The sequence below is a fragment of the Rufibacter soli genome (assembly GCF_054781795.1).
Genome location: NZ_BAAGTS010000005.1, coordinates 971,792 through 985,853, shown reverse-complemented (window position 1 = coordinate 985,853; position 14,062 = coordinate 971,792). Strand labels below are relative to the sequence as shown.

Genomic DNA, 14,062 nt, shown 5'->3' with positions numbered 1-14,062 from the left:
TCGTTTTGTATTAAATTAAGCGTTTCTGATTTTAGTTAAGTAGGTCACGTTTGGCTGAGTGTTCAACTCTTCCAGCACGTGGAAAGCACGCTCTCCCTGCTCCCGCGTCAGGATCTGAGAGATCTGGCTTTTTGGATCCAGCATGTCTCCAAAGACGATGGCGTTGGTTGGGCAAGACTGAGCACAAGCAGTGACAATCTCTCCATCTACCGGACGGCGGCTTTCTTTCTTAGCTTCCAGTTTGCCGTACTGTATACGCTGAACGCAGAATGAGCATTTCTCCATTACCCCGCGTGAACGAACGGTAACATCTGGGTTCAACACCATCTTACCAAGGTCATTGTTCATCTGGTAGTCGAACTTCTCATTGTTCGCATAGTTGAACCAGTTGAAGCGACGCACTTTATACGGGCAGTTGTTCGCGCAATAACGGGTACCTACGCAGCGGTTATACACCATTTGGTTAAGACCCTCAGTGCTGTGCATGGTTGCAGCCACTGGACAAACCGTCTCACAAGGAGCGTGGTTACAATGCTGGCAAAGCATAGGCTGGAAGATAACGGAAGGATTTTCTGATGGATCTTCCATTTTCTCAAATCCGCCATCTTCACGGGTAGCGTCACTGCTGTAGTAACGGTCAATCCGTAACCAGTGCATTTCACGGCGGTTCAGAACCTCCTGCTTACCTACAACCGGCACGTTGTTCTCTACCTGGCAACCAATGGTACAGCTTCCGCAACCAATACAAGAGTTAAGGTCAATGACCATTCCCCAATGGTGGTTCTTATACTCATAATCCTGCCACAATGATATCTTCTGTGGTTTCTCAGGACCATCTGGTGTAGCAATACGGATATACTCAGTTACGCTCTTAGGGTCCTTCTTGTAGTTAGCCAGGGCATTTTCCTGCACTACAATACGACCCATTACGGTATGGTGCGTCTGGGTTTGGGCAATTGGCTTATCTGCTCCGGTTTTGGAAATTTCCACACCAGCCGCAGAGTACAGAACAGCTCCATTGGCCACTGTTGCCAATGGATACACGTTGGCACCTACATTGTCAGCGGCTGGGCCAGCTGCTTTACGACCATAACCTATAGCAATACCAATGGTGTCCTGCGCCTGGCCTGGTTGAACCAATACTGGTAACTCAATTGACTCTTTGCCTTTTACCGTAACCCGTACAATATCATTCTGCTCTAGCGAAAGCTTTTTAGCCAATGCCTGAGACATGGTTACATAGTTATCCCAAGTAGCTTTGGTGATAGGATCAGACATCTCCTGCAACCATGGGTTGTTGGCTTCTACGCCTGGTCCAATGGCTACTTTCTCATATATGGCTAGTTCAATACCTTTAGCGTTGTTGCGGGCAGCTCCATTAATACCAGTGGCAGCAGCTGCCAAAGAAATAGGAGCGGCTGGGGTAGTTGGGTTGTTAGCACCAGTAGAACCTGTGGCTACGCCATCATGCACCGCTTTATCCCAGGCAGAACCTGTTCCTACAATACCAGCCCAATTCTTTTGGATGGTAGTATAATAGTCAGCAGTAGATCCACTCCATTTAAGAAGGGTATCCTGGGCTTGTCTGGTGTTAAAGATAGTAGTTATAGTAGGCTGAGCTAAGCTCAGGAAGCCTCTCTTCGGCTCAAAGTCATTCCAGGACTCCAGGTAATGGCTGTCTGGGCAAACATACTCTACCAATTTAGCGGTCTCATCAGCACGGTCAGCGAAAGAGATTTTCACTTTCACCTTGCTTAACCCGGCTACTAACTGCTTGCTCAATGGGTGATCATATACTGGGTTGGCACCGTAGAAAATAACAGCACCTACAGACCCGGCATTCATCTCATTGATCAAACGGATCATCTGGGCATCATCGCCCTGACGCACGTAAGAAGGAGCATTAGGATCAATGGTAGTTCCTGCGGCACCTAATGAGGTGTTCATAGCAGCTACCAAGGCCTGCACAGCAGGATCATTTGAATCTGAAACCACCAGGGCTTTGCCACGGTTGGCTAGCAATTCTTTGGCGGCGGCATCAATTTGCTTGGCAGCAGCGGTAGAAGGAGCCTGAATAGCTGTTCCACCTGCACCGCCAGCAACCTTGTTGTATAAAGCAGCAGCTACCGCCCCGTACTCTGATGGTTTGATAGGCACACGAACATCGGCGTTAGAGCCGGTAAGGGTCATGTTGGTCTCAAACTGGTAATGACGAGACATTACCGGACGGTCAGCGGTGATTTTACGGTTAGTGATGTATTGCTTCGCGTATTCTACGGGAGACAACCAGGTACCTAGGAAATCGGCGCCAAGGCTCACAATGACCATGGCCTTGCTGAAATCATAACCCGGGATTTCGCCACCGTTCGCTCTTAAAAGAGCAGCCGATGATTTAGGGTCATAGGTTACGTGCTCAAAAGAAGGGAACTGAGCCCCGAATTGGCTGATAACCGTTTTAGTGCTTGGGCTGATGATGGTATTAGAAACAATAGCCACCTTGCCTCCTGCCCCTGTCAGGCGAGTGCGAACTTCCTGGTCAATTTTTTCCCAGGTAGCTTTCTTGCCTTGAATGGTTGGATACTGCAGACGGTTGTTATCATACAGGCTCAACACAGAAGCCTGCGCTCTTGGGCTAAGGCCGCCTTTGGTAAGCGGAGAAAGCGGGTTACCTTCCAATTTGATAGGTCTCCCCTCTCTGGTTTTCACCAGAACACTGTTATAGTCGCTGCCATTGAAGTAAGAAGAGGCATACCAGTTGGGCACACCTGGCTCTACTTCCTCTGGCTTGTGTAAGTAAGGGATAGCCTTTCTTACCGGCGCCTCACAAGAGGCAAGGGTAACGGCCGCTACACCAAAACCTAACAGCTTTAAGAAATCACGTCTTGGAGCCACCTCAGAGGCAGACTCTGAACCGCTGGCTTCATTTACTGGCAGGAACTCAGGGAACTCATTATGAGCATGCTTCTGGAATTCCGGAGTATTATTTAACTCCTCTACCCCTCTCCAGTATTTAATTGTTTCTTGCATATATCTCAAAAACTCAAATTCAGGATATGGAATTGATTAGTAGTGGCACTTTGAACATTCTGTACCACCGTTAGACGCTACAATGAACGCGCCTTTAGACTGCTTCTCATGCAACTTCACTAAGTTGTCATAGTAAGCGTTGCCTTCGGTATTGAGCGGGGTATTGCGGTGACAGTCAATGCACCAGCCCATGGTAAGCGGTGAATACTGCGCTACTACCTCCATAGTCTCAATAGGTCCGTGGCAAGTCTGGCACTCTACGCCGCCCACCTTGGTGTGCTGAGAGTGGTTAAAATAAGCCAGGTCTGGCAGGTTGTGCACGCGTACCCACTCAATTGGCTTATTGTTTTCAATGGCCCGGTAAATCTTCTGGATCTCAGGAGACTCCTTCTTGATTTGGCTGTGGCAGTTCATACAGATGTTAGCCGAAGGAATATTGGCACTGGCACTCTTATAAACAGAGGTGTGGCAATAGTTACAGTTAATCTGATGGTCTCCTGCGTGCAGCTTATGCGAGAAAGCGATTGGCTGTCTTGGGGCATATCCTTGCTGGATTCCTACGCCCATCACTTCATCAAGGGTAAGGTCAATCAATACCACTGCCAGGATAAGACCTGCAATCACGCGAACGGCCTTAGATTTGTAGATATTAGCCCAGTTAGTACGTTGCTCCAGCATTTCACGCTCGGCACCGGTCATATCCTGCTTATTGGCCAGGTAGTTCTTTAATATAGAGGCAATGATTAAAAGTGTGATCACCAACACTATTAACACTACTACTAATGCGATCAACAGAAGGTCCATAGCACCACCTAAGGCTCCTACGGCATTTTCGCCTACTTTCTCGCCGGGGGTTGCTCCCTCTACGCCGCCTGGCGAAGTAGCTGCTGCCACCGGGGCTGCGCTTTCCTGCTCCAGGTAAGCCAGGATAGAATCAATCTCGTCGTCAGAGAAGGCAAAAGAAGGCATCTGCTGTTTTGAGTATTGGTTAAATACTGCTACAGCGTCCTTGTCGCCGCTCTGGATCAAAGCACTTGAGTTCTTGATCCATTTGTGCAACCATGCAGTTGATCTTCTCTTGTGTACATCCTTCAGGCCAGGACCCACCACCACATCAGAACCGGCAGAGTGGCACTGAACACAGTTGTTTTTGAAAAGGGTACTACCTGCGTCAATGACACCGGCATCGGCACCACCACCAGCTGCGGGTGCCGCAGAACCTGGCGTTACACCCGCATTCCCTACCTGAGCCTGCTCCGGCGCCTGTGCAATGGCGGCAGATAGGGCAAAGAAGAAGAACAGAAAAGGGAGTAGAAAGGTATATTTTGCTCTCTTTTTACAGCTAATCATAGCTTAATGTAGTGTTAAGAATAGTGAAAGTACATTATGGGCACAAAGCTACTACCCACGTACCATTAATCAAACACAATATTCCTTATTTTTGCCTGTCAAAATCACCTCCTAAAATGACCTTAATCATTTGATAAACCCCTCAATAGAGCCTATTTAGGCCCTATTTAGAATTTTTATAAATTACAACCAATCGTTAGTATCCCGCCACCCAATTCCTCTTTTAGGGCCTCCTCCTACCTCCCATTTTTCCCTTTTCCTACCTAAGTTCAGATACAATTAAAAAAAGGGAATAGTACATGCCTTATTTTAACTCCTTTCATGGTTCTTTCTTTTCAGAGCTCTGGATTTTACTTTTTCGTTGTCTTTTTTCACCTCCAGTCCATTTTTGTCAATAAAAATTTCTAAGCAACCACGGGTTAGAGTATTCTTGATTTTAATATTTGGCTGGCTGAGTTTATCTGTCCCCCTTACCGCTGTATAGCAAAGCCAAGGGCAAATCCGGAGCCTTGGGTTAAGGTCAGGCCTACTCTTCTATCCAATCACACTATTATATATAGTGTTCTCATTTCTCCTCTATACTATATGGTGTCCTCGTGGTCCTTTTACCTATCCTTGTCCTGGAAGCGCGGGCATTCTCTTTTGGCACTAGCTATTCTGGTTTTGCCTTAGTTTTGGAAAAACGGCCTCAAAACAGAAAAAGGGGCAATTCAGGTCCAGTACTTTATCTGCACACAATTTTGGTTTCTCCCGTTTTTCGGCTTACCTTTGCCCCTTCGAACCAAAAAATCATTTAACCAAATGACTTCAAAAAATTACGAAGTTCTTTTCATCATGACCCCGTTGTTGAACGAGGTGCAGATGCAGGAGACGGTCGAGAAGTTCAGACAGGTGCTTAAGGAAAATAGCGCCGACATTATCCATGAGGAGAACTGGGGACTTAAAAAACTGGCTTACCCAATCCAGAAAAAGAACACCGGTTTCTATCACCTCATAGAGTTCACAGGTCCTTCTACTGTGGTAGACGCCCTGGAACTTGCATTCCGTCGCGATGAGAAAATCATCCGCTTCTTAACTACCGTTCTTGACAAGCATGCCATTGCTTACAATGAGCGCCGTAGAAACGGTGAATTCAAATCATCTAAAAAAGAGAAGGAGGCCCAAGCGTCATGAGTTTAGTAAACGAAAAAATCCACAAGCAAGACACGCGCAAAAAATACTGCCGTTTCAAGAAAAACGGAATCCAGTACATTGACTACAAAGACGGTAACTTCTTATTGAAGTTCGTGAACGAGCAAGGCAAACTGTTGCCCCGTCGTTTAACCGGAACCAGCTTGAAGTTCCAGCGCCGTGTATCTCAGGCCGTTGCCAGAGCACGCCATTTGGCTATTTTGCCTTACGTAACGGATTCTTTAAAATAAGGAGGTAAATCACGATGGAAGTTATTCTGAAAGATGACGTTAAAGGCGTTGGCTATAAAAACGATATCGTTACTGTAAAGCCAGGTTATGGCCGTAACTACTTGATCCCGCAAGGTCTGGCCGAAATGGCAACCGTTTCTGCGCGTAAAGTAGTAGCCGAAAACACCCGCCAAGCTGCCCACAAAGCAGAGAAAATTCAAAAAGACGCCCAGGATCTGGCTAACCGTATTGGTGAAACCGTTCTGGAGATCCCTGCCAAAGCAGGTGAGTCTGGCAAGATCTTCGGGGCTGTTACTACCCTGCAAGTTTCTGAAGCTTTGAAGGCCCTAGGATATGACGTGGACCGCAAGCGCATTGATTTTGACCAAGAGGTTAAATCTTTGGGTGAGTACACTGCCACTATCAACCTGCACAAAGAAGTGAAACACCAGGTTCGCTTTAATGTAGTAGCCGCTTAGTTTTAAGCCATTACCCATTACAGAGCATCCTGCCGTACTCCGGCAGGATGCTTTTGTTTTTACCCCACCCCATCTTTGACCTTCTTTTTCATGCATCCATTTCAGATCGTCCTCTTTGATTTTGATGGCACCCTTTGTGCCACGGAGAATGCCATTCTGCACACGTTCCAGGCAACCTTTGCGCAAAGAGGGCTTACGCCGCCGTCTGAGGCTGACCTAAAAGCGGCCCTAGGCACCGGCGCCCACTTACCTGAGTTACTGCTATTGCTGCATCCGCCCTTACAGCAGCAAGGGCCCTCCATGTTGGAGGAATGGGTGTTGCACTACCGGCACCTGTATGAAACAGAAGGCGCTTCCCTTACCACGTTGTTTGAAGGCACAGAAGAGGTCCTAGCCCTTCTTCGTCAAAAAGAGATTACCTGTGCCGTGCTCAGTAACAAAGGCCAGCGGGCCATTGAACTAGCTTTAGAGGGTTTTGGGCTACTCCATTACTTTGACCTTATCATCGGGGACAACCCGAAGCTCCCGCTCCTGAAGAAACCAAACCCCATGGCCTATCTTCAGGTCATTCAACCTAAGTATCCGCAGGTCCCTCCTGCCCAGATTTTAATGGTAGGTGACACCCACGCCGACCTTGAGTTTGCCAACAATGCCGGGCTTGTGTCCTGTTGGGCTGCCTATGGCTATGGCGCCAAAGAGGCTTGTTTGGCTGCCAATCCCACGTACACCATTCACTCGCTCCCTGAATTATCTGTCCTCCTGTAGTTCCTTGCGTAAAAGAAAACAGGTACTTTAAAGTCACTTCCCTACTTTTGGTTTATGCAGTTCCGGACAGAAATAATTCTCAAGCCCGCCCCTATCCAACTCAACCGTACCCAGGGAATCTTTACCATTGGATCCTGTTTTGCCGAGGTAATGGGAAGGAGGCTAGAAAAGGTAAAAGCCAAGACCCTGGTGAACCCGTTTGGCACTGTCTTCAACCCGCTTTCCTTGCATAAATTGCTTAGGGCTGCCCTTCAACAAGACTATGCAGGCTTAGAGGCTGGTTTGGTAGAGCAAAACGGCCAGTGGTACCACTATGACTTCCACTCCTCCTTCTCTCATACCCAGCCAGAAGCGTTGCTACAGCAATTGCAGGCCCAGATTCAAGCTGCCCATTCGTTCCTAAGCCAGGCTCAGGCGCTCTTAATCACCTGGGGCACGGCCTACGTGTATGAACGCACAGATACCAGCACCATAGTGGCCAATTGCCACAAAGTACCCCAGCGCTCCTTTACCAAGCGGTTCCTGTCTTTACAGGAAATAGAGGAAGACACCCGCCAAACCCTTGGCCTCCTGCAACGCACCTTTCCCCACCTGCAGGTGATTCTTACGGTGAGCCCGGTACGGCATATCAAAGACTCGCTTTCCCTAAACAGTGTGAGCAAGAGCTTGCTGCGAGTGGCGGCGCACCTGGCCCAGGAGCAACACGCCCAGGTGAGTTATTTTCCGGCGTATGAATTGCTGCTGGATGACCTGCGCGATTACCGGTTCTATGGTCAGGATTTGATTCACCCCTCAGAAATGGCCGAAACCTATATCTGGGAAAAATTCATAGCCGCGTACGCAGATCAGCCATTTCAGCAATTCTTGAACCAATGGCAGCAGATTCAGCGCGATTTTTCCCATAGGCCTTTCCAGCCGGAAAGTGAGGTGCACCAGAAGTTTCTGCAACAATTGTTACAACGACTCCAGGCCCTGGCCCCGGAGGTAGATGTTCAGGAAGAGATTGCCACCGTGCAGCGCCAGTTGCGTATGCCTTAATACGTTTTGAGCCTGTTTTTAGAAAAACAGGCTCAAAACGCCGCTAATCTAACCTACGCCCTATGGAAAAGAAGCCCAACCGCTTGGCCCAGGAAACAAGCCCTTACTTATTGCAGCATGCCTATAACCCGGTAGATTGGTACCCTTGGGGGCCGGAAGCGTTGCAGAAAGCCAAAGACGAGCAGAAACCTATTCTGGTAAGCATTGGGTATGCCGCTTGCCACTGGTGCCATGTCATGGAACATCAGTCTTTTGAAAACGAGCAGGTGGCCCAGGTCATGAACGAGAACTTTGTCTGCATTAAGGTAGACCGCGAGGAACGCCCCGATGTGGACCAAGTGTACATGGATGCCCTGCAGGCCATGGGTGTTCAGGGCGGCTGGCCTTTAAATGTTTTTCTGAACTCAGACGCCAAGCCTTTTTACGGCGGCACCTACTATCCCCCTAAAAACTGGATACAACTGTTAGAAAGCATCACAGATGCCTACCAGAAAAGTCGGTCGGAACTGGATAAATCTGCAGACCAGTTTGTGCAACACCTGAACCAGAGCGAGTTGGGAAAATACGGGCTCAAAGAAGCCAACCCTGACTTTAACGAATCTGGTCTGAAGCAACTCTTTGACCACCTGCACGCCAAATTTGATAAGAAACGCGGTGGCACCATGCAGGCCCCCAAATTCCCCATGCCCAGTATCTGGCGGTTTCTGCTGCGTTATTACCACCACACCCAGAATCCGGAGGCCCTGGAACAGGTAAACCTTACCCTGGAGAAGATGGCGTTTGGGGGTATCTATGACCAAATTGGTGGGGGCTTTGCCAGATACTCAGTGGATGAGGAATGGCTGGCCCCGCACTTTGAGAAGATGCTCTATGACAACGGCCAACTCCTGAGTCTGTACGCCGAAGCCTATCAGGTGACCCGCAACGAACTCTACCGCCAGGTAGCTATGGAAACCATTTCCTTTGTAGAACGCGAGCTTACCAGCCCCGAGGGTGGCTTCTACTCTTCCCTGGACGCCGACAGCGAAGGCGAGGAAGGGAAATTCTACGTCTTCACGCAGGAGCAGATGCAAGACATTTTGGGAGAAGAAGTAACTCTGGCCAGCCTCTACTATAACACTACTGCCGCCGGCAACTGGGAACATGGCGTGAACATTCTGCACCGCCGGCAAACGGATGAAGCATTTGCCGCCGACCAGGGCCTTACCTTGGAAGAACTACAGGAACACGTGCAGAACTGGAAAGATGCGTTACTGCTGGCCCGTAGCCAACGCGTGCGCCCCGGCCTTGATGACAAAATCCTTACCTCCTGGAACGCCCTTATGCTTAAAGGCCTCACTGATGCCTACCAGGCCTTCGGCGAAGCCAAAATACTGGAATTGGCCTGTACCAACGCGCACTTTCTGCTCCAGCACCTGAAGCAGGAGGCCCGTCTGTTCCATAACTATAAAGAAGGCAAAGCCACTATAGACGGGTTTCTGGAAGATTACGCGCTGCTTATTCAGGCGCTCATAGGCCTTTACCAAGTCACGTTTGAAGAACGTTGGATCAAGGAAGCCAATCAACTGACCAAGTATACCCTGGCGCATTTCTTTGATGAAACTGAAAACCTGTTCTTTTTCATCAGTAACGCTGGGGAACAACTGATTGCCCGCAAAAAGGAAATATTTGACAATGTGGTGCCGGCTTCCAATTCAGTGATGGCCATGAACCTGCACTTTCTGGGGCTCTTCCTGGCTAAGGACCACTATAGCCTCCTCTCAGACAAGATGCTGTCTGCGGTGCGCGACCTGGTGGTACAGGAACCAACCCATTTGGCTAACTGGGCCTGCCTCTACTACTTGAAATTAAAGCCAGCCGCTGAAATCGCGATTATTGGCCCAGAGGCACACGCGTTTCGGGGACTGCTGCAACAGCATTTTCTGCCGAATGCCCTAATGGCGGGCAGCAAAGAAGAAGACGATTCCCTGTTACCTTTATTGGAGGACCGGGTGGCTCAAAATGGGCGGACCACGCTGTACGTTTGCTATAACCGGTCCTGCCAACTGCCCGTGCAGTCGGTGGCCGAGGCGCTGGAACAGATAGAACGCATGTAAATTGCCCTGGAAACAAGCTCAAACAACAGCTTTCTGCGAAGCCCAGGAAACGGGATTTCCTCCTGCGGTGGCACTTAAAGAAGGAGTTGTGTGGCTATAGTTATAAAATGGCATTTTTACACTTTGGGTAGAACTTGGTGGGTTTAGTTTCTGTTGCACTCCCAGAAACTAAACCCATATATATTTGTGAAGAAGGTACTTATGCTAGGCGGCTTTATGCTGGTCCTTACGGCGTCCGCTTATTCCCAGAACGGCAACGGTTATTGGAAGCGTTTGCAGAAAACCCACCCTGAAACTACCCTGGAGGCCCTGGAAAGAAATTCACCGGCGGTTTCTCAGGCACCTTCCGGCGAAGTTGTTTTACCTGCCTGCCGGGTGTCTCTGGTGTTCCAAGGGCAGGAGCGCAACGTCACCCTAGACAACATTAAACTGATGGAAGAAAAAGGTTTGAAACCAGCCAGTATCCGTCAATATCGCAAAGAACTCCTCTTCAAATCTGGGGACAAGGAAGTTTGGCTACCCGTGAAATCTACCCTGGTAGACCAGCTGGCCATAGAGCTTCGCAAAGATGAGCCAGTTCTGCTTTATACCGAAGTGCTTCCGGCAAGGGCCCAAGACCAGAAACAGGTAACCCTATTGGTGGAAGACTTTCAGGTGAAATAAGGAAAGCCTTCCGTTTCCGGTCTGTTTTTCCGAACTTTGGCCTAAACTGGCCGCCTTGACTCCCGAATTAGAATTCCATATACCTACTGATGACGTCCACGACCGGGTCACCCTGTTCGCGGACGTCATTTTACCTTTACCCCTTCCCAAGCTGTACACCTACCGCGTCCCGTACCAGATGAGTGAGGAGGTGATGGTGGGTGCCCGCGTATTGGTGCAGTTTGGCTCTAAGAAGGTATTGAGTTGTGTCGTGGCGCGGGTGCATGAAACGCCGCCTAAAGATTACCAAGCCAAATACCTGCTGGAGGTGATTGACGAGAAGCCGGTAGTCACCGAGCCGCAACTCAAGCTTTTCCAGTGGATGGCCGAGTATTACATGTGCACGCTAGGTGAGGTCATCAACGCTGCCCTGCCCTCCGCCCTCAAACTCAGCAGTGAGTCCCAAATTCAGCTGCACCCCCAGTTCAACGACGAAACCAATGAATGGCCGCTCACGGGCCATGAGGAGAAGATCATCTTCGCGCTGCGGCAAAAGCAGAGCCTTACGTTCACTGAGGTAGGCCAGCTCCTGCAGCTCACCAGCTTCCATAAGATCATTAAGTCGCTGCTCCTCAAAGAGGTGATCATCATCTATGAAGAGATAGCCGAGAAATATGCCCCCAAGGTTGTGAAGAAAGTACGCCTAACCGCAGGGTACACCACCAGTGAGGAAACCCTGGAGGAGCTTTTCAACCAGCTGGCGTCTAAACCCAAACAACTGGACGTGCTGCTCAAGTACGTGCAGCTTTCGCCTATCCTCCAGAATTTAAGGACCAATGAGGAAGGCATAGAGAAGAACCTGCTTACCTCCAACCCGCACCTGTCGCTTTCGGCCATCAACACTTTGCTTAAGCATGGCATTCTGGAGCAGTTTGATGTGGTGGTAAGCCGTTTCCCTATGGCCGAAGGTAGAGGCCCGTATCTGAGCTCAGACCTTTCGCCGGCCCAGGCAGCCGCCCGCGATGCGGTGCTAGAGACCTTTGGCGAAAAAGACACCGTATTGTTGCACGGCATTACCGGCAGCGGCAAGACCGAGATTTACATGGACCTGATCCAGAAAGCCGTGGAAGCCGGCGGACAGGTGTTATATCTGCTTCCAGAAATTGCCTTGACGGCCCAGATTGTGACCCGCCTGAAAAGGGTGTTCGGTGACCGGTTGGGCGTCTATCACTCCAAGTTTTCTGACAATGAGCGCGTAGAGGTCTGGAACGGTATTCTTTCGGGCCGATTCCAGGTAGTGGTAGGCGTGCGCTCTTCGGTTTTCCTGCCGTTCCACTCCTTATCCCTGCTGATTGTGGACGAGGAGCATGAGCCCTCTTACAAGCAGCATGACCCCGCCCCGCGCTACAACGCCCGCGAGGTGGCCCTCATGATGGCCCATTTTCACCAGGCCAAGACTTTACTCGGCTCGGCCACGCCTTCGGTAGAAACCTATTACCACTGCCAGAGCGGAAAGTGGGGCTTGGTGAACCTGTTGGAGCGCTACGGCGAAGCCACCTTGCCCCAGGTAGAGCTGGTAGACGTGCGCCAGGAAGGCCTGCGCAAGAACATGCTCAGCCACTTCTCCCAGAAACTGGTACATGCCGTTGAGGATACCTTGCACCGCCATGAGCAAGTCATCCTTTTTCAGAACCGCAGAGGTTACGCACCCTTCATTGACTGCAATGACTGCGCCTGGATACCCAAGTGCCGCAACTGCGCCGTGAGCCTTTCTTACCATAAGTTCTCCAATGAGCTGCGCTGCCACTATTGCGGCTACACCGAACGCAAACCCAACGACTGCCCCGCCTGTGGTTCCACCATGCTCAAAACGGTGGGCTTCGGCACGGAGAAGATTGAAGACGAATTAAAACTGATTCTGCCCCAAGCCCGCATCCAACGCATGGACCTGGATACCACCAAGCGTAAAAATAGCCACCAGCAGATCATTGAAGACTTTGAGATGCAGCGCACCGACATTCTGGTGGGTACCCAGATGGTGACCAAGGGCCTGGACTTTGAGCACGTGAGCCTGGTGGGCATTCTCAGCGCCGACAGCATTATCCATTTCCCAGATTTCAGGGCCCATGAGCGGGCGTTCCAGTTGTTTGTGCAGGTAAGTGGCCGGGCCGGCCGAAAGGGCAAGAACGGCAAAGTACTCATTCAGACGGCCAACCCCAACCAGCCTATTTTCCAGCGGGTCATTGAGAACGATTACCAAGGCCTGTACCAGCAGGAGATTGGCGAACGCCAGAAATTCCGCTACCCGCCCTTTGTGCGCATGATCCGGATGACGATCAAACACCCTGAGGCCCGTCCCTGCGAGCAGGCAGCCATCCTGCTGGCCAAAGACCTTACTGACCGGATAGGCCGGGGCGGCGTGCTGGGCCCGGAAGCCCCGCACATCTTCAAGATCAGAAACCAGTTCCTCCAGGAGATCCACGTGAAATTAGACCGCGAAAGCGGCCACCTGAAGCATTCCAAGAATCAGATTTTGGAAGCAGTGCAGGCACTTCTTCAGAACAAGGAGTTTAAGCAACTGCGAGTGGTGATTGATGTAGATCCATCGTAAGGTATTTGGTTGCCGTTTTGGGCCTGTTTTTGGGAAAACGGGCTTAGAACAAAACAGCTGTGCTGAGTTCTGAGTTGATCAGCAGGAGAAATCATCCCCTACCCCCTTCAAAGGGGGACGATATGCGTGTTCTCCAGTGTAAACACCCCTCTGCGCTCCCCTCAAGGGGAGAGTCAGCGTTTAGTAAGTAGTATTTGGGTTTGAGAGGCAATAGTGCGATTTGAGGCTGTTTCCCGAAAAACGTGCTCAAAAACGTCAGTACCCTCTATATAACCTCTTTCCCCACGCATTTTCCCAGTTCCAGTCTTTACTTCGAGCGCCTCGCTTGTGGCCCTGCAATACCAAAGCTAAGAGCAGACTACAACTCGGCCGCAAGGGCAGTGCGAGGGGGAAAGACGGGGCCCCGCGGCCGTGAGCGCTCGAAGGGAAACCATGGAACAATACAGCATAAGGACTTAAGGCGACAGCAGACACCACGCCAGCAGCAGGCGGAAATGCGGGAACAAGGTAAATGCAAGTTGAGAGGCAGTTTTAGTTGTTGGTGAGAACACCAACAACGGCGAAGTCGCTGGCCCAAAGGAACACCAATCAGCGTAAGCAACCGTCACTAAACCAATCCCTTACCTCTTCTTAAACAGTCTCCTTCCTCCTTCA

General features: G+C 50.2%; 10 protein-coding genes. 8 read left to right on the top strand and 2 right to left on the bottom strand.

The window, feature by feature from the left end; genetic code table 11:
• Positions 1–15 precede the first annotated feature (15 nt).
• Positions 16–3,027 (bottom strand): TAT-variant-translocated molybdopterin oxidoreductase, encoded by a 3,012-nt coding sequence (locus tag ACYVJQ_RS18425; RefSeq protein ID WP_460894586.1) that lies wholly within the window; start codon positions 3,025–3,027, stop codon positions 16–18.
• A gap of 36 nt (positions 3,028–3,063) precedes the next feature.
• Complete coding sequence (locus ACYVJQ_RS18420) at positions 3,064–4,377, bottom strand: c-type cytochrome (protein WP_460894585.1); 1,314 nt, start codon at positions 4,375–4,377, stop codon at positions 3,064–3,066.
• A gap of 801 nt (positions 4,378–5,178) precedes the next feature.
• Between ACYVJQ_RS18420 and rpsF the strand changes: the two genes are divergently transcribed.
• The 8 genes from rpsF (at position 5,179) to priA (ending at position 13,408) form a co-directional block, all read left to right on the top strand.
• Positions 5,179–5,550 (top strand): 30S ribosomal protein S6, encoded by a 372-nt coding sequence (gene rpsF, locus ACYVJQ_RS18415; protein ID WP_460894584.1) that lies wholly within the window; start codon positions 5,179–5,181, stop codon positions 5,548–5,550.
• Positions 5,547–5,798, top strand: coding sequence for a 30S ribosomal protein S18 (gene rpsR / locus ACYVJQ_RS18410; RefSeq protein ID WP_048921044.1), 252 nt, complete (start codon positions 5,547–5,549; stop codon positions 5,796–5,798). The genes rpsF and rpsR overlap by 4 nt, the downstream gene beginning before the upstream one ends.
• 14 nt (positions 5,799–5,812) lie before the next feature.
• Positions 5,813–6,256: a 50S ribosomal protein L9 gene (rplI, locus tag ACYVJQ_RS18405; protein WP_460894583.1), complete on the top strand. Its 444-nt coding sequence runs from the start codon at positions 5,813–5,815 to the stop codon at positions 6,254–6,256.
• 90 nt (positions 6,257–6,346) lie between these two features.
• Positions 6,347–7,021 carry an HAD family hydrolase gene (locus ACYVJQ_RS18400; protein WP_460894582.1) on the top strand — a complete coding sequence of 225 codons (675 nt, stop codon included), beginning with the start codon at positions 6,347–6,349 and terminating at the stop codon, positions 7,019–7,021.
• 54 nt (positions 7,022–7,075) lie between these two features.
• Entirely contained in the window at positions 7,076–8,059 is a 984-nt protein-coding gene (locus ACYVJQ_RS18395) for a GSCFA domain-containing protein (RefSeq protein ID WP_460894581.1), read from the top strand.
• Positions 8,060–8,121: 62 nt separating this feature from the next.
• A complete protein-coding gene (locus tag ACYVJQ_RS18390; RefSeq protein WP_460894580.1) occupies positions 8,122–10,155 on the top strand; it encodes a thioredoxin domain-containing protein in 2,034 nt (677 codons plus the stop codon).
• A 186-nt stretch (positions 10,156–10,341) separates the two neighbouring features.
• Positions 10,342–10,818 carry a hypothetical protein gene (locus ACYVJQ_RS18385; protein ID WP_460894579.1) on the top strand — a complete coding sequence of 159 codons (477 nt, stop codon included), beginning with the start codon at positions 10,342–10,344 and terminating at the stop codon, positions 10,816–10,818.
• A gap of 55 nt (positions 10,819–10,873) precedes the next feature.
• Positions 10,874–13,408, top strand: a complete 2,535-nt coding sequence (priA, locus tag ACYVJQ_RS18380; RefSeq protein WP_460894578.1) for a replication restart helicase PriA — start codon at positions 10,874–10,876, stop codon at positions 13,406–13,408.
• Positions 13,409–14,062 lie beyond the last annotated feature (654 nt).